24 protein-coding genes, 1 pseudogene and 1 riboswitch are annotated in these 26,633 nt (G+C 56.3%); of the genes and pseudogenes, 9 read left to right on the plus strand and 16 right to left on the minus strand.

The annotated features are described in order from the left end of the window. Positions 1 to 16 precede the first annotated feature (16 nt). The 12 genes from WMO24_RS07385 to WMO24_RS07440 form a co-directional block, all read right to left on the minus strand. Entirely contained in the window at positions 17 to 1,546 is a 1,530-nt protein-coding gene (locus WMO24_RS07385) for a beta-glucuronidase (protein ID WP_349215723.1), read from the minus strand. Positions 1,547 to 1,692: 146 nt separating this feature from the next. Continuing rightward, positions 1,693 to 2,214, minus strand: a complete 522-nt coding sequence (locus WMO24_RS07390; RefSeq protein ID WP_349215724.1) for a TetR/AcrR family transcriptional regulator — start codon at positions 2,212 to 2,214, stop codon at positions 1,693 to 1,695. A 213-nt stretch (positions 2,215 to 2,427) separates the two neighbouring features. Then, entirely contained in the window at positions 2,428 to 3,249 is an 822-nt protein-coding gene (locus tag WMO24_RS07395; RefSeq protein WP_349215725.1) for an alpha/beta fold hydrolase, read from the minus strand. A gap of 1 nt (position 3,250) precedes the next feature. Continuing rightward, entirely contained in the window at positions 3,251 to 4,363 is a 1,113-nt protein-coding gene (locus WMO24_RS07400; RefSeq protein WP_349215726.1) for a Gfo/Idh/MocA family protein, read from the minus strand. 16 nt (positions 4,364 to 4,379) lie between these two features. Continuing rightward, on the minus strand, positions 4,380 to 5,204 hold the full coding sequence (locus WMO24_RS07405; protein ID WP_349215728.1) for a sugar phosphate isomerase/epimerase family protein: 825 nt from the start codon (positions 5,202 to 5,204) through the stop codon (positions 4,380 to 4,382). Positions 5,205 to 5,219: 15 nt separating this feature from the next. Then, positions 5,220 to 6,275, minus strand: a complete 1,056-nt coding sequence (locus WMO24_RS07410; RefSeq protein WP_349215729.1) for a substrate-binding domain-containing protein — start codon at positions 6,273 to 6,275, stop codon at positions 5,220 to 5,222. A gap of 180 nt (positions 6,276 to 6,455) precedes the next feature. Next, positions 6,456 to 7,094 carry a cytidylate kinase-like family protein gene (locus WMO24_RS07415; protein WP_349215731.1) on the minus strand — a complete coding sequence of 213 codons (639 nt, stop codon included), beginning with the start codon at positions 7,092 to 7,094 and terminating at the stop codon, positions 6,456 to 6,458. A 114-nt stretch (positions 7,095 to 7,208) separates the two neighbouring features. Then, positions 7,209 to 7,769, minus strand: a complete 561-nt coding sequence (gene thiT, locus WMO24_RS07420; protein WP_349215732.1) for an energy-coupled thiamine transporter ThiT — start codon at positions 7,767 to 7,769, stop codon at positions 7,209 to 7,211. A 72-nt stretch (positions 7,770 to 7,841) separates the two neighbouring features. Continuing rightward, positions 7,842 to 7,942, minus strand: a riboswitch (TPP riboswitch). Positions 7,943 to 7,985: 43 nt separating this feature from the next. After that, positions 7,986 to 8,306: an AzlD domain-containing protein gene (locus WMO24_RS07425; protein ID WP_349215733.1), complete on the minus strand. Its 321-nt coding sequence runs from the start codon at positions 8,304 to 8,306 to the stop codon at positions 7,986 to 7,988. Further along, positions 8,293 to 9,033 carry an AzlC family ABC transporter permease gene (locus WMO24_RS07430; protein WP_349215734.1) on the minus strand — a complete coding sequence of 247 codons (741 nt, stop codon included), beginning with the start codon at positions 9,031 to 9,033 and terminating at the stop codon, positions 8,293 to 8,295. Before WMO24_RS07430 ends, WMO24_RS07425 begins: the two co-directional genes overlap by 14 nt. 70 nt (positions 9,034 to 9,103) lie before the next feature. After that, a complete protein-coding gene (locus WMO24_RS07435; protein ID WP_349215735.1) occupies positions 9,104 to 9,493 on the minus strand; it encodes a DUF3887 domain-containing protein in 390 nt (129 codons plus the stop codon). Further along, positions 9,490 to 10,161: an endonuclease III domain-containing protein gene (locus WMO24_RS07440; RefSeq protein ID WP_349215736.1), complete on the minus strand. Its 672-nt coding sequence runs from the start codon at positions 10,159 to 10,161 to the stop codon at positions 9,490 to 9,492. Before WMO24_RS07440 ends, WMO24_RS07435 begins: the two co-directional genes overlap by 4 nt. A 130-nt stretch (positions 10,162 to 10,291) precedes the next feature. Between WMO24_RS07440 and glyA the strand changes: the two genes are divergently transcribed. The 5 genes from glyA (at position 10,292) to WMO24_RS07465 (ending at position 16,725) form a co-directional block, all read left to right on the plus strand. After that, positions 10,292 to 11,542 carry a serine hydroxymethyltransferase gene (gene glyA / locus WMO24_RS07445; RefSeq protein WP_349215782.1) on the plus strand — a complete coding sequence of 417 codons (1,251 nt, stop codon included), beginning with the start codon at positions 10,292 to 10,294 and terminating at the stop codon, positions 11,540 to 11,542. Between the two features lie 183 nt (positions 11,543 to 11,725). Then, positions 11,726 to 12,064: a helix-turn-helix domain-containing protein gene (locus tag WMO24_RS07450; protein WP_349215737.1), complete on the plus strand. Its 339-nt coding sequence runs from the start codon at positions 11,726 to 11,728 to the stop codon at positions 12,062 to 12,064. A gap of 143 nt (positions 12,065 to 12,207) precedes the next feature. Next, positions 12,208 to 13,044 carry an alpha/beta hydrolase gene (locus WMO24_RS07455; RefSeq protein WP_349215738.1) on the plus strand — a complete coding sequence of 279 codons (837 nt, stop codon included), beginning with the start codon at positions 12,208 to 12,210 and terminating at the stop codon, positions 13,042 to 13,044. 8 nt (positions 13,045 to 13,052) lie between these two features. Continuing rightward, entirely contained in the window at positions 13,053 to 14,318 is a 1,266-nt protein-coding gene (locus WMO24_RS07460; protein WP_349215740.1) for a replication-associated recombination protein A, read from the plus strand. 28 nt (positions 14,319 to 14,346) lie between these two features. Then, complete coding sequence (locus WMO24_RS07465) at positions 14,347 to 16,725, plus strand: glycoside hydrolase family 3 C-terminal domain-containing protein (RefSeq protein ID WP_349215741.1); 2,379 nt, start codon at positions 14,347 to 14,349, stop codon at positions 16,723 to 16,725. Positions 16,726 to 16,777: 52 nt separating this feature from the next. Here the strand turns inward: WMO24_RS07465 and WMO24_RS07470 are convergent, their stop codons facing one another. Beyond that, positions 16,778 to 16,990 (minus strand): hypothetical protein, encoded by a 213-nt coding sequence (locus WMO24_RS07470; protein WP_349215743.1) that lies wholly within the window; start codon positions 16,988 to 16,990, stop codon positions 16,778 to 16,780. Positions 16,991 to 17,114: 124 nt separating this feature from the next. On the opposite strand from WMO24_RS07470, the gene WMO24_RS07475 reads away from it, so the two are divergent. Together WMO24_RS07475 and WMO24_RS07480 are read left to right on the plus strand one after the other, a co-directional pair. Then, positions 17,115 to 17,930, plus strand: a complete 816-nt coding sequence (locus WMO24_RS07475; RefSeq protein WP_349215745.1) for a polysaccharide deacetylase family protein — start codon at positions 17,115 to 17,117, stop codon at positions 17,928 to 17,930. Positions 17,931 to 17,938: 8 nt separating this feature from the next. Further along, positions 17,939 to 18,724: an N-acetylmuramoyl-L-alanine amidase family protein gene (locus WMO24_RS07480; protein WP_349215746.1), complete on the plus strand. Its 786-nt coding sequence runs from the start codon at positions 17,939 to 17,941 to the stop codon at positions 18,722 to 18,724. 38 nt (positions 18,725 to 18,762) lie between these two features. Here the strand turns inward: WMO24_RS07480 and WMO24_RS07485 are convergent, their stop codons facing one another. From WMO24_RS07485 to WMO24_RS07495, 3 genes and pseudogenes are all read right to left on the minus strand, one after another. Continuing rightward, positions 18,763 to 19,605, minus strand: a complete 843-nt coding sequence (locus tag WMO24_RS07485; protein WP_349215747.1) for an HAD family hydrolase — start codon at positions 19,603 to 19,605, stop codon at positions 18,763 to 18,765. 14 nt (positions 19,606 to 19,619) lie between these two features. Continuing rightward, a pseudogene (locus WMO24_RS07490) lies at positions 19,620 to 20,849 on the minus strand (MFS transporter). A 333-nt stretch (positions 20,850 to 21,182) separates the two neighbouring features. Then, positions 21,183 to 22,406, minus strand: coding sequence for a helix-turn-helix transcriptional regulator (locus tag WMO24_RS07495; RefSeq protein WP_349215748.1), 1,224 nt, complete (start codon positions 22,404 to 22,406; stop codon positions 21,183 to 21,185). A 353-nt stretch (positions 22,407 to 22,759) separates the two neighbouring features. Here WMO24_RS07495 and WMO24_RS07500 point away from each other — a divergent pair, with 353 nt between their 5' ends. Both WMO24_RS07500 and WMO24_RS07505 read left to right on the plus strand, forming a co-directional pair. Further along, positions 22,760 to 24,355 (plus strand): glycoside hydrolase family 3 protein, encoded by a 1,596-nt coding sequence (locus WMO24_RS07500; RefSeq protein ID WP_349215750.1) that lies wholly within the window; start codon positions 22,760 to 22,762, stop codon positions 24,353 to 24,355. Between the two features lie 67 nt (positions 24,356 to 24,422). Beyond that, entirely contained in the window at positions 24,423 to 26,633 is a 2,211-nt protein-coding gene (locus WMO24_RS07505) for a glycoside hydrolase family 2 protein (RefSeq protein ID WP_349215752.1), read from the plus strand.

Here is a 26,633-nt window from a genome sequence, read left to right on the forward strand (position 1 = left end):
GGCGTTTTCGTGTTTTTTAAAGAACCAGGAAGGTGACGCTGGCGGGCGCAAGCTCCACCGTGCCGGCGGGCTGTGCGACAGGGCTCAAATCGGGCAGATCAAACTCACCCGAAAGCTCCAGCGGCCGATCGTTCAGGTACATCACCGGGCTGCGCAGCGTGGGCGCGGAAAGGGTGTAGCGCTGTGCGTCCCGCGGCAGTTCCACGGTGGTGGTATCGGTCAGAGAGTTGTTGATGATGAGATACGCAACACCCGGCTTGCCGTCACGGCGGCTGTGGGCATAGACGTGCGCACCTTCACGCAGAGGCTCGCCGGATTCGTAGACCGTGGTGCCCATCAGACGATTCCACAGCAATACTGCGAAATAGTTGGGGCGGGGGTCATGAGTACGATGATCCAGGAAGCCGTAATCGGAAGAGGCCAGAGTGTTGTGGAAGATGATACCGTCGGTGATGGTGGCAAACTCACCCAGCTCGTTCAGCGTGCGCAGAACGTCCAGATAGGTGGAAGCCCAGGTGTCTCCGCCGCCGCCGGCGTCGCCGCTCTCCGTTACCCACATCTGGCCGCCGGGGCAGTATTGATCACGGCCGGGGACATTGGCACGGGCACTGCTGCCGGCCACTGCCAGATAGGCCTCGGTATGAGCCTTGGACGGGTCCCAATGGGCGCCGGGCATGACGGAAGCCAAACGCTCGGAGATGCCGTTGTAGTAGTGATAGCTGTATACATCCAGCTTTTCCTTGGTGCCGCGCATCAAATCGTGCAGCGAGGCAACCTCACCCATCAAATCCGCAATGCCGCCGCCCTGTTTGTCGCTGTTGTTGTTGCTTATGGCGCCCAGCGTTTCGTCCTCGTCGGCGCTGCCGGTGTTGCAGGGGTCGACCAGCAGGGTGTCCGGATAGTTCTCGCGCACCCAGGCAAAGAACAGATCCTGATCGCGGGCGTAGTCCGCAGCCGTGTAACCGGCGGGCGCGCCGCTGAACTGCAGCATGTTCGGCTCGTTCATGAATTCCGCTGCGTCGATGGGTACACCGTACTCCTTGCTCAGCGCGAAGATCTTTTCCGCTTCGCTGGGGTTCCAGGGCTCGTCGGCGCTGTGCAAGCCGGCACAGTTGGCCACGGAGATCAGCAGTTTTGCTCCAATTTCTTTTACGAAATCCAATACGCCGATCCACTGTTCTTTGGTCAAAACGCTCTGGTATCCTTCGGGAGCCTTGCCGCCGGTCGTACCGTCAAAATCGTAGTAGGTTTTGCTGGCCCAGGTGCCGGAAACACGCACCCAAACGGGACCGAACTCCTTGGCCAAAGCACGCAGCTTCTCATCGTACAGGTTTACCGGGGGATAGACCTGCATGGCGTTGGCGATATCCTCCAGCCCCTTGGAAGGCGGAAAACCTTCAGTTCCTGCAATCTGGCCGGGGGTGTATTCCTTCCAGAAAGTACCGCCGGTCACCTCGGTCATTTCCACGTTGTAAGACATGAGCCGCTCATCCACACGGCGCAGCTCGCGCAGGCCGTCTGCCTGCAATTTGACTTGTTGTGCCATTGTCTGCACTCCTCTGCATCAGTGTTGTGCGCCGGAAGCCCGGCGCGATTTCATCTGATCCTATTATAATCCCTGCATCACGGGCAAAACAGAGACAGACAAGTGTGACACCCCGTTCCAAACTTTTGTGAAACACTTTGGCATTTTTATGGCAAGGAGCGATACAGCGGCTGCGTGAGCAGCTTCACTGCGATGTGCGCCATTTCCTGCGGCGTCTGCGGGTAACCGCGGCGGCGCCAGTCCCAAATCAGGGCGAACAGCCCGCACATGGAAAAACAGGTGGTGATGCGGAACCAGTCCAGACTTTCCTGCTGCGCGACCATCGTCATGCCCAGTTTTTCCTGAAAACTCGTGTAAATTGAGCGCTCGATAAACCGTCCGCTCAGGCCGCTGCGGCTGACCGCTGTCAGAAAATCGTCGTGTTCGTGCCAGAAAAGAAACATCTTTTCCATATCCTTTTCCGAAGTGCGCCGTTCCCCTTCGCGGTAGGGACCGGGAAAGCGCTCGTAATCCAGCATGATGTAATCCACCATGGCGTCAAATACGCCTTCTTTTCCGTCAAAATAGCGATAAAACGTCTTTCGCGGAACTTCGGATTTCTGGCACAGCGCCTGTACGGTCACATCTTGAAATGGGATGGACTTCAGCATTTCAAACAGGCAGTCCACAATGTGGCGCTGGCGTTCAGCGGATTGCTTTGTTTGGTAGATCTTTTACATCGATCGAGATCCTCCCGTTTCGTTCTTTTTGTCATTATAGCATGGTTTTGACAAAAGGACAAAAGCGGCTTGGTGAAGTTTCACAAAGAGGAATGTTCCGGCTTTTGCTGTGAAGGCGGGGACAACTGAAAAGAGGGACTTCCCGCGGGAAGTCCCTCTTTTTTATTCGTTTTGCGCCAAAAGAAATTCCAGTGTGACCCGGTTGTAATCTTCCAGGTGCTCCCATTCGTGCACATGGCCGCCATCCTTGCACAGGTACAGCGTGGCATTGGGGATTTTCTCGCACAACTCCATGGTTTTTTCATAGGGGACGAACAAATCGCAGGCGCCCGCTGCCACCAGCGTAGGCGCAGTGATTTTCTTCAGCCGGTCGGCGGCATTGTGGCCAAGGCAGGCGTTGCACTGCGCTTTGTAGGCATAACTGGGCATGGGGTAGGGGTATTCCGCGTCGCTTTGTGCCATCTCCAAAAGAAAATCAGGGCGGGTGTTCTGCGTTTTTTGTGCAAAGGTCATCCATTGGTTCAGCCGCTTGAAGGCTTTTTTGTCCATCACATCGATGTTGTCACGCAGCGTCTCAATGGCGGTGCGAAAGGAGTTGGACACACTGGCAAAGGTGCTGGTCAGAATCAGGGACTTGACTCTCTGCGGATGGGCGATGGCCAGTTCCTGCGCGATGGCGCCGCCCATGGAAATACCGTTTACATGCGCCTTTTCGACGCCCAGCGCATCCAGCACGGCGGCTGCGTCCCGGGCCATTTCCGCAACGGAATAGGCCTCCTGCTGCGGCTTGTCTGAGCGCCCTGCGCCCAGATTGTCCACCAGAATGCAGCGGAAATGCTCCTGATAGACCGCCACGTTGGGCGCCCATTTGTCACCCGCAGCGCCCAGCCCCATCAGAAGAAGCAGCGGAGTGCCTCTGCCGATGGTCTGTACATGCAGATGATGACCATTGATGGGAAGATCCTGTTCAAAGGCTCCTTCCATGTCAATCCCGCTCCTTTCGGGGTGTTTTGCCGTCGTAAATGTACATTTTGCGGCTGCCGCATTCGGGCAGTTCACGCCGCATGGTTTCGATCACCGGTTCATAGTTTAGGTCGGTGATGGGCAGGTCCACGCGCACGTTGCGCAGTGCGGACAGACACATGCCTTCCAGAATTTCATAGCCGTGATAGGCCGTTTCGATGTCGCAGGAGTGTACTTTGCTGTCATCGTCCAGCCAGTCGGCATATTCGGTGTAGTAAGGCGTCTGAATGGGCACCTGCTGATGATTGCGCCAGCCGGGGTCCTTGCCGGTGATCAGACGGCCGTTGGTCGCCTTGGTGCAGGCACCCCAGAATCCGTCGGTTTCAGCGTAGACGTAGCCGTCGGTGCCGTACACCGTCAATCGGTTGTCGCTGCTTCCGTATTCCGGCGGATTGTGTGCCTCGCTGAGGTAACCGCATTCAATGTAGGCGTGCACGCCGTTTTCCAGTTCCATGGTGCCCAGCAGATAGTCCGGGGCAGGGTGGTTGTCATCCAGGCAGATGGGGCCGTGCACATGTCCGCACACCCATTTGGCACGGTGCCCGCCGTTGGCCCACAGTGTGTAATCCACATAGTGCGTGCCCAGTTGGCTGAACCAGGCCTGCGTCTCCACATGGATCTTGCGGATCTCGCCGATTTCTCCGTCCTCAATGCGCTTTTTCAGGCTGCGCATTTGAGAAAGATATTTCTGCTGGTGGCACACAACGGCTTTGATGTGGTGCTCTTTGCACAGATCCACCATGGCTTTTGCCTCCTGCAGAGACTCCGCCATGGGCTTTTCCAGGGAGATGCCTTTCACGCCGTATTTGGCACCCAGTTCCATCAGGGAAAGGCGCATATTGGGCGCCACTACGAACACAAATACTTCAGGCCGGGTTTTGGCCAGCATTTCCTCTGCGTCGGTAAACTGCGGCACATCCGAAAGCCCGTTGTCATCTGCAACTTTTTTCAGAACGGCGGGGTCAATGTCGCAAAGTCCCACAATGGAAAAGCGGTCCGGGTTTTCCAGCAGACCGTGAATGTGAATTTTGCCGCGGACCCCCAGGCCCATGACGGCGACTGTGTATCGATGCATGGTTGATTCCTCCTTTTTAATCAGCGCATTTGTATGGTGTAATGTAAGCGCCATCGGCCCGCACCACGGCGTCCGAATCGGTCAGAGCCTTGGGCGATTCGTCCTCGACCATGATCCAGCCGCCGTATCCCGTCTGCTCCAGATAGCGGATGATGGCGGGGTAATCGATGCAGCCTTCGCCCATGACCGCCCACTGATCCTGCGCGATGCGGTCTTTGAAATGGACGTGGCGGATCTTGTGGCGGCTGAGTTTCAGAATTTCCAGCGCGTCCATGCCGCCGTTCACGATGTGCCCGATGTCCGGGATGTAGCCGACGTCTGTCTCTTCCAGCAGTTCAAACAGCACGTCGTAATCTTCCCGGGTGCGGAACAGGGAGTTGCGCGCGGAGTTGGGATGATAACCTGTGACGATGCCGCGTTCTGCAGCGCGATCCGCTACCGATGACATGCAGCGGATCAGGTTTTTGCGGCGCTGCAGCAGTGCGGCGCCTTCCGGCCGGGGATCTTTGCCGGCGTGGTGAGAAACCATCAGCCGTGCCCGGGGAAAATGCGTCAGAAAGTCAATGGCACGGTCGGAAAGTGCAGCTTCTTCGGGGGTCTCCTCCTCGCCGCACCAGGGCTGATGAAGAACCAGCGCGGCAAGCTCCAACCCGTTTTCTTCCAAAACTTCCCGGGTGCGCTGCGGGTCGTTGAAATAATCGCCCAGCATGCAGATTTCCGCCTCAAGCCCCTGAAATCCGGCCTGTGCGGTGACGCTGGCAATGTGGGGCAGATCCCCCGCGAATTTTTCCTGGTTCATCTTCCAGGGATACGTTTGACAACCGTAAAAAATCCTGCTCATAATCGCATGCTCCTTTTACAGAAATTGTTCCAGATTGCTTTGGAAAATCAGCTCCGACCGAAGGAATTCCGTTTCGGATTCCGGCCTGTGACCGTGAAGAAGATAGCCGGTCAGCCGTTTGACGGCCAGACGTCCCTGCTCGACCGGGTTTTTGGAGATCAGGCAGAACAGCTCGCCCTGACGCAGGGCCTGCGCGCTTTCGTCGCAAAGGTCGCTGCCCACAGCAAACACCCGGCGCTGAAGCCCCAAGGTGCGGACTGCTTCGGCCAGCATCAGCGTGCATCGAAGATTGACGGAGAACAGTCCGCGAATGTGCGGGTCTGATTCCAGTGCGCGGAGGATGGTCTCGTACGTTCCGTCCACGCCGCTGTATCCGTGGATGCGGATGATGGGGACTTGCGGACGCCGTGCCCGCAGAAGACTCTCAAATCCTGCCACGGTGTTCCGGTTGGAGGACAGGCGGCTGTCGCCTGCACAGAGCAGCACTTTGTCGCCCGGGGCGAGGCTGGCGTCCAGCAATTCAGCGGCCAGGCGGCCTTCGGTAAAGCAGTCCGTGCGCACGGTGCACAAAGGGTGAACGCCGGGAAAAGTCTCGTTGACCAGTACCGTGGGAATTCCGCTGGAAAGAACTCTCGTCAAGGCTTCCAGCGAATCTTCGAAGATTCGCCCGCCGGTCAGAAGTCCGTCGATCTCGCCGCGATACTGGCGGAAGATCCGGGCCAGCTGGGCGGCAAACCCGTTTTCAGGCGTGTCGTCAAAAGGTGCCTCCACCACGTCCAGATGATAAGCGGCCAGGTCTTCCAGCTGCTGACGGCAGCCGTCCCACATGCGGGAGAAGAAAAAATGATTCTCCCGCGTACAGCCGGGCAGCGCCACGACAATGCGGTGCGTTCGACGGCTTCGCATAGCCGGGGTCGGGCCGGGCTGATAGTTCATTTCGTCTGCCAGATGAAGAATCTCCTGGCGCAGCGCGGCGCTTACACCGGGCTTTCCGTAAAGTGCCCGGTGCACCGTGCCGGCCGACACACCGGCCGCCGCGGCCACATCGTGAATGGTAACGTCTTTTTTCATCGTCAAAACCTGCCTTGCTCTCTCATTTGCATTATAGAAAGCATTTCAGAGCACGTCAAGGTGAAAATGGGCATTATGCACAATTTTCGTTTTATAAACATAGAGTTTTAGTTGTTTTATTATGCAATATGACAACTTGAACGCAAAAAAACAGCCGCCCCGGCAGGCGGCTGCAAAATGTTACTGGCTGTTTTGCGCACGGAAGGTTTCAGCGGCGGAGACAATCAGCTGCACGGCGCCATCCACCCCGAATTTTCCGGAATTGATGCTCATATCATAGCTGCCGGCCGCACCCCAGTCCCGATCGGCATAGAAGTTGTGATAATTGGCGCGGCTGCGGTCGGTTTTTCGAATCAGGGAACGGGCCGCGTCTTCCTCCAGATTGTACAGCCGGCAGATGCGCTGGATGCGCAGTTCCAGAGGCGCGTGGATAAATACGGAGAACATGTCCTTGCGGCCGCGCAGAATGTAGTCGGCGCAGCGCCCGATGAACACACAGGAGCCCTCGTCGGCCATTTTGCGGATGGCGTCCGTCTGGAACAGAAACAGTTTGTCGTTGGTAAGGTAATCGTTGTAGTTGGTAAAGCTGTTCACCGCCTGGCCATGCGCGCCGATGGCCAGCGTATACAAAAAGCTGTTGGTAGGCTTTTCGTCGGCATTTTCAAACAGCTCTTCCACAATGCCGCTGTCTTTGGCCGCTTTTTTCAAAATTTCCTTGTCATAGAAAGGGATCCCCAGCTTTTCTGCCACCGCGCAGCCGATCTCGCGGCCGCCGCTGCCAAATTCTCTGCCGATGCAAATTACAATGCGTTTACTCATACCTGTCAGCCTCCCTTGACACGGTTTTGAAAAAGGCGGTCTGCCCTTTTCCTATCCTTATTTTACCACAAAACAACGCCGCAAGGCGTGAAAATTTTGCGGCGTTGTTTTTGGTTATTCTGCTGTGAAGAGTTTGGGGGCAAACCGGGCAAGAAGCACGGCGGCCACCGTAGTCAGAATGGTTTCCGGCAGCATGTAGCTGGCGTTGTATCCAAGGCTGTACGTCCAGGCGGGCAGGCCGTCGGACAAGTTGCCCCAGATGAGCACGCCGGACAAAAAGCTGCACAAGAAGCGGATGACGCAGACAGCCGCGGTTCCGACGCCCACGCCCACCATCCGGTTGGAGAAGGGCTTGGCAAATACGCAGGCAAGTCCCAAGGCGGTGAAGGCGATGACATAATCCAGCAGGATCATGCCGGCAAACGCCCAGAAGGTGGGGGAAGGCGGCGCCCAGAAGCCCAGCAGCATCTGCAGAAGGCTGTTGACAAAGCCGGTGAACAGGCCCCATTTAACGCCATGCCGGAACGAGATCAGCACAAAGGGAAGCATGCTGAACAGCGTGACGCTGCCGCCGTTGGGGAGTGTGTAAATTTTGATGTTCGCCAATACGGTACCCACGGCGATCATCAGCGCGCATTCCACCAGAACACGCGTTTTGGAATAGGTTTTGGTCATGGAAAGACCCCCTCGTTTTTAGTACATAAAAACAAAGGCACCCACGGTCAAACCGCAGGCGCAAAAGCACTCTTTTATGAAGAAGAAACTTCCTACGCCGGCATTATCCGGATCAGGTAAAGGGTTCGCGGAATACCGCATCTCAGCCTTTCACAGCACCCCTGTTTTTATGTCCGCGTATCATTATAGACACCGGGTCGCGGCTTGTCAAGCACTTTACCGCCAAAGTCCCTGCAGCCATTCCACCGCATATACCGCAGCGCAGGCGGCCAGTGCTACCGCCAGCAGGTTTCCGCCGCACCAGGCCAGCACAGCGGCCACGGCAAACCCGGCCAGCGCGCTGAAGAAGCTGCCCGTGCTCTCAAAAATGGCGGGCACTGTCATGGCTGCCAGTACCGCATAGGGAACGTAAAACAGAAAGCTCTTTACAAAGCGGCTGTAAATTTTTTTTCGCAGAAGCGCCATAGGGAGCATCCGGATCAAATAAGTCACGCCGGCCATGACGGCGATGTAAACGATCAGTTCATGCGTCGGCATGGTCCTCTTCCTCCTCTCGGTCGGGTACGGGTGCCAAAACCGCACCCAGTCCGGCGGCGATCACCGTGCACAGAATGATGGCGAATCCGCTGGAAATGCTGTTCAGCAGCGGCACGAACCGCATCGCGCAGCTCAGCGCCACCGCCAGACACACCACACCCAGAACAGCCCGGCTTTTGCGGGCCACCGGAATGACGATGGCCAAAAACATGCCGTACAGCGCAATGCCGAAGGCGCTGCGCACACTGTCGGGCAGGAGCCCACTGGCCACCGCGCCGCACAGGGTGCCCAGCGTCCAGCCCAGATAGGGCATGATGGCCAGACCGCTGAAATAGCGGCCGCCCACTTCGCCGGGTTGGCTGGCAGCCACCGCAAAAATCTCATCGGTAATGAAATAGCTGATACCCAGCCGCCCGGGAAGCCGAACGGTGCGCGGCAGCTTTTGCGACAGAGACAGGCTCATCAGCGCATAGCGCAGGTTGATGACCAGCTGCGTCAGCGCCATTTCAAACAGAGAACTGTGGGCACAGATCAGGGAAAGTCCCGCAAACTGTCCCGCACTGGTCAGGTTGGTCATGCTGATGGCCACTGCCGCCCACACGGGCAGGCCATCCAGCACGCACAGAATGCCGAAAGTCATGGAGACGGAAAAATAGCCCAGCCCGATGGGAACTCCGTCCCGCAGACCGGCCGCAAAGGAATTTTGAAAGGATTTTGTATGTTCCAAAGAAAAATACCTCTTTATTAAGCGATTTTGGCACATAAGCACGCCCGCGGCGGGGCCGCGGGCGAACGCATCATTTCATGTAAAGACCGGCCAGCCGGTAAGAGGAATCGTAACTCAGCGTGAAGGTGAGCTTGCCGTTTTCAAAGGCAGCCTGTGCCACATCCACCGCCATGCCGTCCTTCCCGACGATGGTGTGCTTTTCCACTTCCACAAAGGTGCCCAGCTGCTGCGCCAGAGGCTGCCAGATTTCCGGCCATTCTTCTGCGGAAATCGCCTCTTTCATGGTGTCATCCATGGAATCGGTCAGGGCGTCATACTCTTCGTTCACCAACTGGCTGATGGTGGTCTCGGCGGCCTGCTGCACGCTTTCTTCGTCCATTCCGTCCGGTAAGGAAGCACCGCAGCCGGCCAGCCCCAGGCACAACACCAACGTCAGAATTGCAAATAAAAGCCGTTTCATACGGATTTCTCCTTTTTCGCATTTTTCGCAGAAAGTGTTTTGCGCCCGGTGCGGCAGATGTCCTGCAGGCAGCATGCCTCGCAATAGGCTTTGCGCGCCGTGCATACCACACGGCCGTGCATCACACAGCGGTGGCAGAAATCGTTGGATTCCTCGGGGGGAAGGACCTTGACCAGCGCCTTTTCCACATGGACGGGATCGGTGTCGTCGTTCACAAAGCCGATGCGGTTGGCCATGCGGATGCAGTGTGTGTCCGCCACCACCGCAGGCAGATGGAAGATATCGCCCCGGATCAGATTGGCACTTTTGCGGCCCACGCCGGGCAGCTTTAAAAGTTCCTCCATTTCGCTGGGAACTTTTCCGCCGTATTCACGCAGCAGCATGTTGGTCATGCCGTACAAATCCCGCGCTTTGCTTTTCCCGAGACCGCAGGGCTTCACGATGGCCTCAATGGCGTCCGGCCCGGCAGCCGCAAGGCTCTCCAGCGTAGGATATTTTGCAAACAGTTCTTTTGTGACGATGTTCACCCGGGCATCCGTGCACTGAGCGGACAGGCGGACGCTGACCAGCAATTGCCAGGCATCCTCATACGTCAGCGAGCATTCGCTGACCGGATACTCCTGTTTCAGGCGCTCCACGATCTCACGGGTATCAGCCTTTGTGCGCATGGGGGTTCCCCTTTCGTTGAATGTATGAACAATATAGCACAAAAGCCCTGACCGCGCAAGAAAAGCGTTGTGCACGCGCCGCAAAAAAGGTATAATGAAGCCAATACAGCCAAAGAGAGGGGTTTTGCAGATGTATGCGGATATGATGGATACCATTGGATTTGTGGAACAGCGCGATCCGGAAGTGGGCGCAGCCATGCGCCGGGAACTGGAGCGCCAGAAACGAAATATTGAGCTGATTGCGTCCGAGAACATTGTCTCGCCTGCGGTCATGGCGGCCATGGGAAGTGTTCTGACCAACAAATATGCGGAGGGGTATCCCGCTCATCGGTATTACGGCGGATGCCAGTGCGTGGACGTGGTGGAAGAGATCGCCCGCCAGCGCGCCTGCCAGCTGTTCGGAGCCGAGCACGCCAATGTACAGCCGCACTCCGGTGCACAGGCCAACCTGGCGGTGTATTTTGCACTGCTGAATGTAGGCGATACGGTGCTTGGCATGGATTTGTCCAATGGCGGTCATCTGACCCACGGCAGCCCGGTGAATATGAGCGGCAAAAATTATCACTTCATCTCTTATGGCGTGGATGAAAACGGTTATCTGGATTATGAGGAATTGGCGCGGAAAGCGCGGGAAAATCATCCGAAAATGATCGTGGCAGGTGCTTCTGCCTATGCCCGCGTCATTGACTTCGAGCGCATTGCCGGCATCGCCAAGGAAGTGGGCGCGCTGTTTATGGTGGATATGGCGCACATTGCCGGTCTGGTGGCGGCAGGGCTTCATCCCAATCCGGTTCCCTGGGCGGACGTGGTCACAACCACCACACACAAGACCTTGCGCGGCCCCCGCGGCGGTTTGATCCTGTGCCGTCAGGAGTATGCGAAAGCCATTGACAAGGCGATTTTCCCGGGCACGCAGGGCGGCCCGCTGGAGCATGTGATCGCGGCCAAAGCGGTGTGCTTCGGTGAAGCGCTGAAACCGGAGTTCAAGGCCTATCAGCAGGCCATTGTGGACAATGCCCGCGCTCTGGCGCAGGCGCTGCAGGCGCGGGGCGTCAAACTGGTGTCCGGCGGAACGGACAACCACTTGATGACAGTGGACCTGCGCGGCACCGGCGTCACCGGCAAGGAGCTGGAAGCTCGCCTGGACGAGGTGAATATCACCGCCAATAAAAACACAGTGCCCAACGACCCGGAGAAGCCTTTTGTTACTTCAGGTGTGCGGATTGGCACACCGGCTGTGACGACCCGCGGCTTCGGCCGTGAGGAGATGCAGGTGATCGCAGACTGCATCGCGGATTGCACCTTCCGTTTTGAAGAGACAAAAGAGGCTACCCGCGCGGCTGTGGCGCGCCTGGCGGAGCGTTTCCCCCTGTACGAATAAATCAAGTTTTAAGCCCTCTGCGCATTCTGCCATGCGCAGAGGGCTTTTTTGACCGGGTTCTCACCGCCGAAAAAATTTCCGAAGTGATTTGCATAACAATCCCTGTTTAAAACAATACTTTCGTGTTTTTATACAGTTAAAAAACCGTTTTTTAACGATAAACTCAAGAACAGGGGTGGTTTTTTGGAATACGATCTGCAATTAATAGGAAAGCGCCTGCAAGCGGCCAGAAAGGCGAAGCATTACACACAGGACTATGTTTCCGCCAAAGCAGAAATCGGTGAAAAGTTTTTGAGCCAGATCGAATGCGGAAAGGCGGGTCTGTCGGTACAGACTTTGCTTGTGTTGTGCGATATTCTGGAGGTGACGCCGAACTATGTTTTACTGGCGGACCCCTCTCTGGCGGCACAGACACCGGTCACCGAGCTGTTGCGCGGGCTGACACCACAGCAATTGAGCGATGCGGAACAGATCCTTGAAATTTTTGTGCGCAACTGCCGTGCGGAAAAAAGCAGGACATAGGCTTTGGACACACAGCGAAAAGGAAAAAACGCATGCCGGGCGGATTGTCAATCCGCCCGCTTTCTTATATAATAAAAGACAGAATCAATGACATAAACGCGCTGGTGAATGCGCGTTCGAAATAAGGAAAAGAGGAGTCAAAAATGGCTTATATCGATTGCAAGCTGAAATCTCAGATTTTGCAGACAACCGTCACTGTGAAACTGTATTTCCCCACGGACTTGCCTGCGGAAGTGGGAAATCAGATCAAAGGCTGTCTGACGCTGCTGCACGGATATACCAACTGTGCAGAAGACTGGTTTCAGATGACCAGTGCGGCGCGGTATGCTGCGGACAATGGCCTGATGCTGATTGTGCCGGACTGCGGGAATTCTTTTTACCAGAACATGATGTACGGCGGCGCTTACCGCACGTTCCTGGTGGATGAGATGCCGGTGCTTCTGCACAACATTTTCCGCTTTATCCCCATGCAGCGCGACCGCAATTTTATCGCGGGCCTGTCCATGGGCGGATACGGTGCCTTGTATCTGGGCATGTCGCGGCCGGATATCTGGGGCGGATGCGCCAGTTTTTCCGGCGCGGTGGATTTGTCGCTGATGCTGCGTGACCCCAATGTGCCCGGCCTGCGCGAAGTGTTTGCACCTATTTTCGGCGACAGCCTGGCGCTGCCCAAGGCGAGCAACCTGCATTATGTGGCACAGAAGGCGGCAGAACTTCCGCCGCAGCGCCAGCCGAAAATTTTGTTGACCAATGGCCTGCAGGACTTTGAACCCTACCACATCGTAGAGCAGAACGATTCTTTGCATGCCACACTGCATAAGCTGAATTTGGCGTACTACCGCAGAATTCAGTGGGACGGTGTCCATGAATGGAATTTCTGGGACCGCAGTCTGGTCTATGCCATCGACTATTTCCTGGGCAACGGCTACGCGGCCAAGAAAATGAATGACTGGCGCTCCAGCGCAGTCATTCACCAGTGAGGACGGCCATGGCCGCTCCGTTGGCGGACCGCCTGCGTCCCCGCACTCTGGCAGAAGTGTGCGGGCAGCAGCATTTGCTGGCGCCGGGCAGGGTGTTTCGCAGTGCGCTGGAACAGGGCCGTGTACCCAATATGATTTTTTACGGGCCGCCGGGGGTGGGCAAGACCACGGTGGCCCGCATCATTGCGGAAAACAGCGGCATGCACCTGCACAAGCTCAACGGGACTACCGCCGGCACAGCGGATATCAAAGCTGTGCTGGGGGATGTGGGCACGCTGGCAGCGCAGGGCGGTATTCTTCTGTATCTGGACGAGATCCAGTATCTGAACAAAAAACAGCAGCAGAGTCTGCTGGAATGTTTGGAGGACGGTTCGGTTACGCTGATCGCCTCCACGACGGAAAATCCTTATTTTTACATTTATAACGCGCTTTTGTCACGCTGTACCGTGTTTGAGTTTAAACCGCTTTCTCCGGAGGATGTTCAGCAGGGGCTGCGAAATGCGCTGCACCGTCTGGGAGAAGAGGATGGCGTTCCCATCCTGCCCCAGGAGGGCGCGCTGGAATTGCTGGCTTCGGCCTGCGGCGGCGATATGCGCAAAGCGCTGGGCTGTTTGGAATTTGCCGCTGCAGCTCTGCCGGAAAAAGACGGTGTGCGCACGCTGACCGAACAGGTGGTGCAGCAGGTGACCCAGCGCGCGGCGCAGCGGTACGACAAAAGTGATGATATGCATTACGACTGCATCTCCGCCTTGCAGAAGAGCATTCGCGGCTCTGACCCGGATGCGGCGGTCCACTATCTGGCGCGGATTCTGGAGGGTGGCGACATGCTGTCGGCCTGCCGGCGGCTTTTGGTGATCGCGGCGGAGGATGTGGGCCTGGCTTATCCGCAGGCGATCCCCATTGTAAAAGCCTGCGTGGACAGTGCGCTGCAGCTGGGGCTGCCGGAGGCAAGGCTGCCTCTGGCGGACGCGGCGATCCTGCTGGCGACCGCACCCAAGTCCAACTCGGCCCACAATGCCATTCTGGCTGCGATGGAAGACTTGCGGAAAGGGCGGGGCGGTCCGGTTCCGCGGCAGCTGCAGAACTGTCATTTTGACGGGGAAGACAACCAGAACAAGGGACAGCATTATCTTTATCCGCACGACTACCCCAACCACTGGGTGGCGCAGCAGTATCTGCCTGACGCCCTGGTGGGCACAAAGTATTATGAGTACGGCGAGAATAAGACCGAGCAGGCGGCCAAAGCTTACTGGGAGAAGATCAAGGGCCGATGACCCGAAACCATTTGGGAGGAACTGCACAATGACGGAACGTCAATTGGATGCCTTTGTAAAGCGCCTGACCCTGAAAGAGAAGGCGAGCCTGATGAGCGGGCGGGATTTCTGGCAGACAAAACCGCTTCCGGACAAAGGCGTGTGGCCGCTGCGTTTGAGCGACGGCCCGCACGGCCTGCGTAAGGAAGATTTGAAAAATGCAAAGGAAAACGGCGGCCACAGTGTGAAAGCCACTTGTTTTCCCACGGCCGCGGCGCTGGCCTGTTCCTGGGACGAGGAACTGGCCGAACAGGTGGGTGCGGCCATTGCCGAGGAATGCCGTTCGCACGGCGTGGGCGTTCTGCTGGGGCCCGGCGTCAATATCAAACGCAGCCCGCTGGGCGGCCGCAATTTTGAATACTTTTCCGAAGATCCGCTGGCCGCAGGCAAGATGGGCGCGGCCATGATCCGCGGCATCCAGAAGCGGGGCGTGGGCGCCAGCCTGAAGCACTTTGCGGTCAACAATCAGGAGACACTGCGCATGACCATTTCGGCGGAAGTGGATGAGCGCGCGCTGCGGGAAATTTATCTCAAGCCCTTTGAGATCGCGGTGAAAGAGGGAAAACCCGCCACCGTGATGTGCAGTTACAACCGGATCAACGGAGTGTATGCCAGCCAGAACAAAATGCTGCTGACAGACATTTTGCGCCGGGAGTGGGGATTTGAAGGCCTTGTGATGAGCGACTGGGGAGCGGTGGACGACCGTGCTGCCGGCGTGGCTGCAGGGCTGGATCTGGAGATGCCGTATTCGGGCGGAGCCACCGATGAAGACGTGGTACGGGCTGTGCAGGAGGGCCGCCTTTCGGAGCAGGCACTGGATGCGGCGGTGAAAAACGTACTGCGCCTGGTGGCAGCTTATGCGCACAAACCCCGCACGCCCTATCATCAGGCGGCTCATCGAAGTTTGGCGGAAAAAGCCTGTGAAAAATCTGCGGTGCTGCTGAAGAACGACGGCATTCTGCCGCTGGAAAAACAGAGTAATCTGGCAGTGATCGGGGCGCTGGCTGCCGGTACGGGCCGCTATCAGGGCGGTGGTTCCAGTGTGGTCAATGCGCACGCTCCGATGGGATTCACCGGCGCTATGGCGCAGCGGGGCTGGGCCTATATCAACTATGCGCCCGGCTATCGCACCGAGCACACCCGGCCGGACGCAGAGCTGGAGGAGCAGGCGGTCCGCTATGCCCGCACGGCGCAGACCGTGGTTTACTTCATGGGCCTGACCGATTTGTACGAAAGCGAAGGCTTTGACCGTACCCATATGCGTTTGCCGGAAAATCAGACGCACCTTCTGGAAAAACTGGCGGAGGCAAACCCCAATCTGGTGGTGGTCCTGGCAGGGGGAAGCCCCATGGAAGTTCCCTGGCTGGATCAGGTGCGTGCAGTTCTCTATACCGTTCTGGGCGGCGAAGGACTGGGCGAGGCGACGTACCGCCTTTTGTTCGGGGAAGCGTGCCCTTCGGGCAAATTGTCCGAAACCTGGCCGCTTCGGCTGGAGGATAACCCCAGTGCCCGTTATTTCCCCATGGGCCCCCGGGTCGTCACATACAATGAGAGCATTTATGTAGGATATCGCTATTATGATAAAGCAGGGCAGGCGGTGCGGTTCCCCTTTGGATACGGCTTGTCTTATACACGGTTTGTTTACCGGGATCTGCATGTGGACACTGGAAAGAACGGCGAGCTTCTGGTGAAAGTCCGCCTCGCCAATGTCGGTGACCGGGCAGGCGATGAAATCGTACAGATCTATGCGGGCTGTCCGCATTCGTCGGTGCACCGGCCGGTGCGGGTCCTGGTGGGCTTTGCACGGGTAAGCCTGAAGCCGGGCGAGGAGCGGCAGGTGGAGATCTCCGTGCCGCGGGATCGTCTGGCGTTTTACGATCCGGTTCAGCATCGTTTCGTGGTGGAGGCCGGGCAGTACGAAATCTGTGCCGGCGCTTCCAGCCGGGATCTGCCTCTGCGCAAAGCGGTACTGGTATCGGGAGAAGCGGTCATGCCGCTGTATGCCCAAAGTGCGGATGGACCTTACGGCGCGTTTTCCGACAATCGCTTTTCGGACGCTGCCTTTTACGGGGTGCACAGCCGTCCGCCGCAGAACAATGCGCTGCCGCACCCGGGCGAGTACGACCGCAATACACCGCTGCGGCAGATGAACGAGTCAAAACTGGCACGGATGCTGGCATCAGCCGCTCGAGTCATGACCCGGAAAACGCTGCATTTTTCGCCGCATGCACAGGTGAATCAAAAGGTTGCACATGCAATGGTGGGCGATCTGCCTTTCCGGAACATTCAGCGCAATGCCTGGTTCCTGTTGAACGTAAAGCAGGCCGGGCGGGTGCTGGACCTTTGCAACCGGCCCAATAAGAAATGAAAAAAGGACGGCGCACAGCGCCGTCCTTTTTTCATTTCGCACAGGGAGCCTTTCAGTCAGGATCTCCGGGCAGTTCGTCATTCCATCCGGGAAAGCAGCCGCTTTCATACGTGGCCGGAAGCCACTCTGCGGGCATGTCGTCTTCGTATCCCAAATCCCGCATGTTCCTGGCCGGGTCCACGCGAGCGTTTTGCGCACCGCCAAAGTGGTTTGCATAGTGGCTGTTTTTGGAAAAATGATGGCTTGCTCTTTTTTCGGGTTGCATGCAAAACACCTCCATGCGCTTATTGTGCGCACAGAAGCTTCGAATAAAACAGGAGCTTTTTCCCAGCGCGGCGGCATACCGTGCATCCATCGCCTCATATGCTTGCATGAGGGGGGGATACACCATGTTTTACTGCATGAAAAAACAGACCACGCATCGGGTTTTGACCGGGATGTTGGCATTGATTCTGGCGTCGGCGGCGGGCGGCCTCGCGTGGGGAGCAGAACCACAGGCGACTGCGGTGGAAAGCCACGCCTGGGGGCTGTCCTTTCAGGAGGAACATCAGCCGCCCAGTGCGGAACTGACACCGGAAGAATTGGCGCCTTATGACGCATATTATTGTGCGCCGCAGGGTGAAAATCGTCTGTATATCACCTTTGACGCAGGGTATGAAAATGGAAACACGGCCCCGATTTTGGATGCGCTGAAGAAACACAATGCGCCGGCGGCCTTTTTTGTGGTGGGAACCTATATTCAGGAAAATCCGGATCTGGTAAAACGCATGGTGGAAGAGGGGCACCTGGTGGGAAATCACACCTGGCACCATCCCGATTTGTCGCAAACCGACCGAGCCACCTTTGAAAAGGAATTGCAGGACGTGGAACAGATCTTTCAGCAGGTGACCGGGCAGGCTATGCAGCGTTTTTACCGTCCGCCCGAAGGAAAATTCAGCGATGAAAATCTGGTGTGGGCCAAAGAAATGGGCTATAAAACCGTTTTGTGGAGCCTGGCTTATGTGGATTGGAACACAGACAGTCAGCCGGACCGGGAGACTGCGTTCGAAAAGCTGCTGCCCCGCACCCACGACGGCGCCATTGTTCTGCTGCACTCGACCAGTGCGACCAATGCACAGATTTTGGATGAGCTTTTGAGCAAATGGGAAGAGATGGGATATACTTTTGGCAGCCTGACGGAACTTGGTATGGCTGCCGCACAATGAGGCCGGATATGAGAATGGGTTCATTTCAGCGCCGTCATCATCGGCGTGCAAAACCGCCGCTTTGGGCGTGGGGAATGGCGGTAGCCGTCCTCCTTTTGATGCTGCTTTGGGCCGGCACCCGCCGCAGCGTGGAGGTAAATGCGGATTATGAGATGCCCACACAACCGCCCTATACCATTGCACTGGATGCGGGCCACGGGGGAATGGATACCGGTGCAGAGGGATATCTGGACGAGGTGGTGCTGTGCGAGCAAACGGTGGATGCTTTGTACAACCTGCTGGCATTGGACGGGAACTATATTCCGGTGCGCACTCGCCCCAACGGTGAAAAATATACGGTGGACCAGCGCGTACAAAACGCGGCGGAAAACAAGGCATGCCTGTTTTTAAGCATTCATGGAAACAGCGACGGAGACAGTGATTCGCACGGCTTTGAGTGTTTCCCGCCGCCGCCGGGGCGCGTGTGGGCACAGGAATCCATGGCGTTTGCCCAGTGCATTGCACAGCAGATGGAAACCGCCGGGCACCGGCTGCGCGGTACCAACGGGATCCGCTTTGCCTACTATGAGGGAAAGCGGAAAATTCTGGTGGACAGTTCCGATGATCGCGTGCGGGAACTGAAAAGCTTTGGCGTGTTGGAAAAGGCACCCTGTCCTGCTGTATTGGTGGAGCAGGGCTTTGTCACCAATGGACAGGACGTGGAGAACTGGGCTTCGCCAGAGGGATGCCAGCGTGCGGCGCAGGCGTATTATCAGGCCATCTGTCAATATTTCGGAACCGACCCGCAGGCATGAAAAAAGCGCCTGAAATCAGGCGCTTTGGGCGGGCGGCATCAGCCACCCAGATTTTTTAAGAATTCATCCAGCTTTTTTTCACCATAAGCTGCGTAGCTTTCGCTGCGCAGATGGTCCGTCGCTTTCTCGCAGAACTCCTGCCAGGAAGCGGCTTCTTTTTTGACCAGAATGGGGTAGAAGTACACTCCGTTGGTCTGTGCGGCTGCACGGTCGCCGGGAGCGTCGCCCACCATCAGAACGTGGTCCGGCGCATACCCTTTTTCCAGAAGCATGGCAATGCAGTGTTGTTTGGAACCGGCATCCTGTGCCAAAACCAGATCCACGTGATCCAGAAGGCCATATTTGCCCCACTCTTCCAGCACGGCATCCCGGTTGGCGCTGGAGACGACGGCCACATCGGCAAATTCCGCTGCTGCGGCCAGTCCCTGGCTGGCACCGTCAAACGGCTTTTTCAGGGATTCGTCCAGCTGATTGATGCTGGCGTTGACTTGCTGAGACCAATGCAAAGCCTTTTGCAGGCATTCGCTGCCGGTTTCACGGATTGCCTGTTCCAAAGCGCTGTTGGACAGCGCTTTGGTCTGGTCCACCCATCCGGTCAGATCGGAAAGGCCCGGAATGGTTTTGTATTGCTGGTCGATTTCGGCCAGGGCGATGGCCAGACCCTTGAATCGGTTGACACCGCGGGTCATGCTGTACAGATTGATCTCGTTCCAGCGGGCGAGAATCGGCTCCTGCCATTGCTCCAGCTCCCACTCGTGTACCATGCAGGGGCCAAAACAACGGAAGTGTTTGATGTCCATGGTGTCCATGGCGCAGCCGTCCGAATCAACACAAATCAGAAAATCATGTCTTTTTTCAAAGGTATCAAAGATCTCAGCCATGAGAAACCCTCCGATTACAGTTCGCCGTGTTTTTTCTTCAGAGCGATTACGTTGGCGTCAACTGTTTTCTTATCAAGCGGATACCAGAGCAGCAGAACCAGGCCCAGCAGCAAGAAGCCAACAGCAGGAACGATGGTGGAGATGTTGAATACGCCTTCGAGCACATCCGGCTCATAAGCAGTGGCGGCGGTGTAACCGACGAGGGACAGCAGGGCGCCGGTGAGACCGGAGAAAGCGGCCTGGCCGAGTTTACGGGCAAAGGAGTAAACAGCATACACTGTGCCGTCCTCGCGCACGCCGTTCTTCAGCTCGGAGTAGTCGATAACGTCGGTGATGAGCGCCCAGCAGAACATGCTGAACATGGCAATGCCCAGATAGGCGAACATGTAGAACACAACGAAAACCCATACGTTCTGGGGACGCACAATGAACGCGGCCACCAGACCGATGACAGAAATGAAGCTGGCGATGATGCTCATCTCGCGTTTGCCGATCTTAACGGCGATGGGTTTGGCCACAGCCGCAATCACAAAGGTGAGAGCCATTGTAAGCAGAGAGGACAGAGACTGAACGTCCGGCGCAGAATAGTAGTTCGGGAATACGTAGTTAGCCATTCCGGTGAGCGTGAGCTGGGACAGAAGCATCAGAATAGCGGCAGCGATGATGGAAACCAGCGCGCGGTTGGTAATGATGCTGCGCAGCATGTGACCGATGGAGGCTTTCTGAGCGTTCGGATCGATCTCGGGGCGCACGCGCTCGGTGGTGAGCGAATAGCACAGCAGCTAGCAGATGACCGCACCGATGGAGAACACACCTGCAATAAGGGTGAACCGGCCGCCGTTCAGCACACTGTTGCCGTCAACTTTATCGTATGCGATCATCGGTACGCCCGCGCCAATGACAACGCCTGCAAGCGTCGCACCCATGGTGCGGAACGTGGACAGAGACTGGCGGTCGCCCGGATCAGCCGAGATAGCAGACGCCATCGAGCCGTAGGGGATATTGATAGAAGTGTAGAAAATGGATCCCCACAGAATGTATGTAACAAACAGCCAGCCGATTTTGAAGTTCATGGGCATGCCGGCGAAAGCGCTCTGGTAAATCAGGAATGAGACGATCGCCACAGGGCCGCACATACGGTGGATCCACGGTTTGAATTTGCCGACGGGAGTCATCTTGCTGGAATCGCAAATGCGGCCCATCGTAACGTCGGTGAAAGCGTCGACAATGCGCGCAACCATCATAGACGACGCCCACGATCCAACCTTCCACACCCATGACGTCCGTGTAGAATTTCATGAGGAACGTGGAGGAAAGAATGAAAGTAAAGTCATTTCCGAAGTCGCCGAACATGTATCCGATCTTGTCGCGGATGCCGAACGGCCGCACAGAAGCATTGGTATTGTGTGCCATAATGTTGTCTCCTTCTCCCAAGATTCAATTTTTGGGTGCACCTGTCTGGTGCGCTTACCGAACGAGTTCAGAATACCATTTTTGAATCATAAGCGTGAGGACTTATTTTATTGAACGGGTAAATTCTTTGCTATTTTTAGAATTAAATGGGCAAATTTACTATTTTATTGCTTGCGGAACATGGTAGGGGTACATCCCATTTGCTTTTTAAATACCTTGGTGAAGTAGTTTACATCTGTGAAGCCGGTGGCGGATGCAATCTGGTTAATGCTCAGATTGGAATTGCCGGACAGCAGCTGCTTGGCCTGGCTGATGCGTTTGTCGGTGATGTATTCCGGAAGGCTGCAGCCTACTTCTTTGTTGAAGTGCTGCGATAAATAGCTGGCGTTTACGCCCAGATGCTCGGAAATTTTCTTTAAACTCAATTCCGGATCATTCAGATTAAAATTCACGTAGTTGATCATGGCGCGCACATTGGGCGTATAATTGGCCAGGCTGTGGTGCTGCACCTCCCGGCAGTAATCCCGAATCATGTCACGGGAGAGCGTGTCCAGCTGGCTGATTTTGTCGGTGTTCTCAATTCGGACAGCCCATTTACCGCTGATGGCGTCGATATAAAGCGGGTGAACGTGAGCGGTTTCCAGGCTTTTACGCAGCAGAGTATTTAAAATAATCATCAGGTTTTTTTCGTTGCGCAGCTTGTTGGAAACGCGCTCCAGAGAGAAATTCTTCACTCCGAGACTGTAGACGGCGTCCAAATCGCCTTTGATGACCAGGTTCAGCAGCTTTTGCTCATCCGCATAACGCTTTTCCAGGGTTTCGGCCCGCAGCTGCAAAGTATCCTCTTCGAATACAGGGCAGGGGGCCGGATGTTCCGGTGAGATGTCAAATCCCCGGAACGTGTGCTCCAGATCCTTTTGGTACGCGCTGGAAACCAGCGCGGAAAACACGACGTAAAGCCGCGAGTGATCCAAAACAGGCAGCGTGTTCAGATAAGTACTGTAAGCACTTTTCTGAGAAAGGGGAATCCCGGCGTCGGTCAAAAGTTCTTCCAGAGAAGAAGTGCTGGCAGCATCGGGCAGATAGGGGCCGATCAGCACAAAACCTTCCCGTTCCGGTAGACATAAAACGGCGATGCGCGTATCACAGGCAAGGCCAACTTCATAAATGAAAAAAGGACCGGTAGTGCTGCTGGCGGGTTCACATTCAAACAGAAGGCCGCCGAACAGAAGGTCGCGAAAACGCTCTTTCAGAAGAGGAGGCATATAGTTGGGCTCATAGATCTCATCGGGCACCAACTGCCGGTCTACATAGATAAAACTGGTGTCCAGCATCACCTGAACCAGTTCCGCAAAGGAATTGAGCACATGCTGCTGCATTTTAAGCATAATTTCACCTCAGACAGCTTTTTCTATGCTTACTATACCCGCCTTTTACTGGAATTTCCAGAGATTATGAAGATAAAATTTTCGCTTTTTTAAAAAATAGCAAAAAAATTACGGATGTTGCAAATAATTTTCTCATTGCTCTTTGAAAAATCCGATATTATTAAAGTGTAGGAAACCGGGGGCGACACCCGGACGGAGTGAAACTGGTTGATTAAAGGAGGATGTTCACATGGTAGATTTGAGAGCAAATCCGTTTTTTCTGGATGACGAAGGCGTAGCGTGGGTAAAGAACACGATCGCCGGCATGACGCTGGAAGAGAAAATCGGACGAGATTTATGAGCAGAACCGCATTTTGCAGGAGAATGCGAAAATTCCTCTGATCATTGCCTGCAACACCGAGGGCGGCGGAAACGGCGCCTGCACCGATGGCACGGAAATCGGTATGCCGGTGAAGATCGGCGCGACCGGCGATGAAAAATATGCCTATGAGATGGGCCGGATCGCCAACAAAGAGGCTGCGGCCATCGGCTGCAACCTGAGCTTTGCTCCGCTGTCGGACATCAACCAGAACTGGCGCAACCCCGTTATCTCGAAACGCTGCTTCTCCAATGACCCGGATGTGGTGGCGCGCATGACGCAGGCTTACTTTAAAGGCACACACGAGAATGCCGGCTTCGGCTGTGCGGCCAAGCACTTCCCCGGCGACGGCATTGACGAGCGTGACCAGCACCTGTCCCCCAGTGTTAACAGCGCGGACTGCGATACCTGGATGGCCACTTACGGAAAAGTGTACAAAGGCCTGATCGACTGCGGTTTGGAGGCCGTGATGGCAGGCCACATCATGCAGCCCGCCTGGACCCGTAAAATCAATCCTTCCATCAAAGACGAAGACATCATGCCCGCCACTCTCAGCCCGGAACTGCTGCAGGGCCTGCTCCGCAAGGAACTGGGCTTCAATGGTATGATCCTGACCGACGCTTCTCACATGGTGGGCCTGACCTGCATGATGAAGCGCTGCGACGTTCTGCCGCGTGCCATTGCTGCGGGCTGCGACATGTTCCTGTTCTTCAACGATATGGACGAAGATTTCGGCTATATGATGGACGGATACAAGAAAGGCATCATCACCGAAGAGCGTTTGCAGGAGGCTCTGGAGCGCATTCTGGGCCTGAAAGCCCGTCTAGGACTGCACAAAAAAGCTCCCACGGAGATCATGCCGCCCCGTGAGGATGTGGCACGCATCGTGGGCTGTGACGAGCACAAGGCCATGGCGCGCGAGGTCAGCGAGCGGGCTGTGACACTGGTGAAAAACAAGGACAATGTGTTCCCGATTACTCCGGAAAAATACAAACGCATCATGATCGTGCCGGCCAAGGGCGCTTCCGGCGGCGGAATTTTCGCTTTGATGAAAGGCGGCAAGGGCCCCACGACGGCTGAAAAAGTGGCGGAACGCCTGAAACAGCGCGGATTTGAAGTGGAGATCTATGAAGATCCCGTGTCGAAACTGCAGAAAGAAGCGGCAGCCAAGGCGGCGCAGGCTGCGAAAGACGGCGAGAAGGCCGAAGACCCGGGCGCCGAGATGATGCGTGCCCTGATGGTGTATTTTGCCGGCAAAACGCCCATCAAAGACTTCGTGGCAAAACAGGACCTGGTGCTGACGCTGGGCGAAGTGAACGGCATGGGCCAGACCTGCGAGCGCGTGGCCTGGGCCATGAGCAAAGGCGGCGGAGAGATTCCCTGGTATGTGCACGAACTGCCGGTGGTGGTGGCCAGCGTGGGCCATCCCTTCCTGCTGGCGGACGTGCCGCAGGCCCGCACCTATGTCAACGCCTACGACGCCAAAGACGACACGCTGGATGCGCTGGTGGAAAAACTGTGCGGTGAAAGCGAGTTTACCGGCACCGACCCCGTGGATGCGTTCTGCGGCATGTGGGATACACACATGTAAGACACCTCCTCACACCGCGGAGCTTTCTGCGGTGTGAGTCTTCACGATGAAAGAAAGGAAAAAATTTATGCGCACACAGACTATTTTGAACAAAGCCCTGTTCGCAAAACAGGGAGAGGAATTTGCTGCAGTGACCCTGCCGCACACCTGGAACAATCTGGACGGACAGGACGGCGGCAGCGATTACTGGCGCGGCCACGGAATCTATAAGCTGCAGCTGCCTGCGCCCACCGCGGGAAAACGCCAGTACATTCAGTTTGACGGCGCCAACCACGTGGCCACCGTCAGCTGCAACGGAAAAGAGCTGGGCACCCACAAAGGCGGTTTTTCCACCTTCCGTTTTGACCTGACCGACGTTTTGAAGGCGGACGGCAATGAGCTGGTTGTGGACGTGACCAATGAGGAGTGCGACGTGTATCCGCAGCAGGCGGACTTCACCTTCTTCGGCGGCCTGTACCGTAACGTGAGCTTTATCGAGGCAGAGCCCGCGCACTTCGATTTGATGAAATGCGGCACCAACGGCGTATTTGTAACGCCCCATGCAGCAGGCAAGACCCGCATTGACGCGTTCCCCGTGAACGCAGACGGCTGCCTGGTGCAGTGCGTTTTGAAAGATGCCGAAGGCAATGAGGTTGCCCGCGAGACCGCGGCGGCGGAAGAGCATACGGTGGTGGTTCTGGATGTGGAGAATCCGCATCTGTGGAACGGCCTGCCCGATCCCTATCTGTATACTGCGCATGTCAGCCTGCTGAAGGACGGCGAAGTCAGCGATGAGATCGTTGTCAACTACGGTTACCGCGGCTTCCACGTGGACCCGGAAAACGGCTTCTTCCTGAACGGAAAAAGCTATCCTCTGCACGGTGTTGCCCGTCATCAGGACCGTCTGGACATGGGCTGGGCCATCAGCGAAGCAGAGCACGCGGAAGATGTGGCGCTGATCAAGGAAGTGGGCGCCAACACCATTCGCCTGGCGCATTATCAGCACGCACAGCCTTTCTATGATCTGTGCGATAAGAATGGTCTGGTGCTGTGGGCGGAAATCCCCTTCATCAGCGTGTTCCGCGAAGGCGAAGACGCCAAAGCCAATACGCTCAGCCAGATGACGGAGCTGATTTCGCAGAACTACAACCATCCTTCCATTTTCTTCTGGGGCATCTCCAACGAGATCACCATCGCCGGTGAGAGCGAGGCGCTGTATCAGAACCTGTGCGAGCTGAATGCGCTGGCCAAAAAGCTGGACCCCAGCCGCCTGACCACGATGGCGCAGGTTTCCATGGTGCCGATGGACTCCGAGCATGTGTACATCACCGATGTGCAGAGCTACAACCACTATTTCGGCTGGTATGTGGGCGATGTATCCGAAAATGGCCCCTGGCTGGATGAGTTCCACAGAAAGAATCCGGACCGTCCCGTGGGCGTTTCCGAGTACGGCGCCGAGGCCATTCTGACCTGGCATACTGCCAAGCCGGAGAGCCACGATTATACCGAGGAGTATCAGGCATATTATCATCACGAAATGCTGAAGACCTTTGCCACCCGTCCGTATTTGTGGAGCACGCACGTTTGGAATATGTTCGACTTTGCGGCGGATGCCCGTGATGAGGGCGGCTGCAAAGGCCGGAACAACAAAGGTCTGGTCACTTACGACCGCAAGATCAAGAAAGACGCGTTCTTCATTTACAAGGCATACTGGACCACAGAGCCCATGGTGCATGTGTGCGGTTCCCGCTTTGTGGACCGTGCGCCGGGCCAGCGCGACGTGATCGTGTACACCAACTGCCCGGAGGTCACCCTGTTTGTGAATGGCGCTGAGGTCGGCACGCAGCAGGCGGTGGACCACATGTGCGTGTTCCATGAGGTCGCGCTGCAGAACGGTGCCAACACGGTGACGGCCAAGGCCGCCGGTGCACCGGATGACACCATTTCTCTGAACGGTGTGGACAAACCCAATGAGAGCTATGTCCTGCCGCAGGAGGAGACCGAAGCGGGCAACTGGTTCGACGAGCTGGGCAACGAAGTGAAGATGGAGTTCCCGGAAGGCTACCTGTCCATCAAAGAGAAGCTGGGTACCATTATGGCCAATGAGGAAGGTGCCAAGGTTCTGATGGAGCTCTTTGAGAAACTGGGCGCCGGCAGCGGAATGGGCAAGAGCATGAAAAACATGATGGGAATGATCAAGGGCATGACTCTGGAGAACATTCTCACTCTGATGGGCAACAAAGTGCCTGCCAATGCAAAGGGATACATCAACAGCCTGTTGACGAAGATCAAGAAATAA

This window comes from Ruthenibacterium intestinale (genome assembly GCF_040096265.1).
Classification (GTDB): Bacteria; Bacillota; Clostridia; order Oscillospirales; family Ruminococcaceae; genus Ruthenibacterium; species Ruthenibacterium komagatae.

Coding starts and splice junctions, on each gene's coding strand:
- WMO24_RS07435 (WP_349215735.1), bottom strand. CDS start 9,493: ATGAAACGGCTTTTATTTGCAATTCTGACGTTGGTGTTGTGCCTGGGG.
- WMO24_RS07495 (WP_349215748.1), bottom strand. CDS start 22,406: ATGCTTAAAATGCAGCAGCATGTGCTCAATTCCTTTGCGGAACTGGTT.
- WMO24_RS07485 (WP_349215747.1), bottom strand. CDS start 19,605: ATGGCTGAGATCTTTGATACCTTTGAAAAAAGACATGATTTTCTGATT.
- WMO24_RS07415 (WP_349215731.1), bottom strand. CDS start 7,094: ATGAGTAAACGCATTGTAATTTGCATCGGCAGAGAATTTGGCAGCGGC.
- WMO24_RS07410 (WP_349215729.1), bottom strand. CDS start 6,275: ATGAAAAAAGACGTTACCATTCACGATGTGGCCGCGGCGGCCGGTGTG.
- WMO24_RS07470 (WP_349215743.1), bottom strand. CDS start 16,990: ATGCAACCCGAAAAAAGAGCAAGCCATCATTTTTCCAAAAACAGCCAC.
- WMO24_RS07385 (WP_349215723.1), bottom strand. CDS start 1,546: ATGGCACAACAAGTCAAATTGCAGGCAGACGGCCTGCGCGAGCTGCGC.
- WMO24_RS07425 (WP_349215733.1), bottom strand. CDS start 8,306: ATGCCGACGCATGAACTGATCGTTTACATCGCCGTCATGGCCGGCGTG.
- WMO24_RS07455 (WP_349215738.1), top strand. CDS start 12,208: ATGGCTTATATCGATTGCAAGCTGAAATCTCAGATTTTGCAGACAACC.
- WMO24_RS07465 (WP_349215741.1), top strand. CDS start 14,347: ATGACGGAACGTCAATTGGATGCCTTTGTAAAGCGCCTGACCCTGAAA.
- WMO24_RS07405 (WP_349215728.1), bottom strand. CDS start 5,204: ATGAGCAGGATTTTTTACGGTTGTCAAACGTATCCCTGGAAGATGAAC.
- WMO24_RS07400 (WP_349215726.1), bottom strand. CDS start 4,363: ATGCATCGATACACAGTCGCCGTCATGGGCCTGGGGGTCCGCGGCAAA.
- glyA (WP_349215782.1), top strand. CDS start 10,292: ATGTATGCGGATATGATGGATACCATTGGATTTGTGGAACAGCGCGAT.
- WMO24_RS07475 (WP_349215745.1), top strand. CDS start 17,115: ATGTTTTACTGCATGAAAAAACAGACCACGCATCGGGTTTTGACCGGG.
- WMO24_RS07460 (WP_349215740.1), top strand. CDS start 13,053: ATGGCCGCTCCGTTGGCGGACCGCCTGCGTCCCCGCACTCTGGCAGAA.
- WMO24_RS07505 (WP_349215752.1), top strand. CDS start 24,423: ATGCGCACACAGACTATTTTGAACAAAGCCCTGTTCGCAAAACAGGGA.
- WMO24_RS07440 (WP_349215736.1), bottom strand. CDS start 10,161: ATGCGCACAAAGGCTGATACCCGTGAGATCGTGGAGCGCCTGAAACAG.
- thiT (WP_349215732.1), bottom strand. CDS start 7,769: ATGACCAAAACCTATTCCAAAACGCGTGTTCTGGTGGAATGCGCGCTG.
- WMO24_RS07480 (WP_349215746.1), top strand. CDS start 17,939: ATGAGAATGGGTTCATTTCAGCGCCGTCATCATCGGCGTGCAAAACCG.
- WMO24_RS07395 (WP_349215725.1), bottom strand. CDS start 3,249: ATGGAAGGAGCCTTTGAACAGGATCTTCCCATCAATGGTCATCATCTG.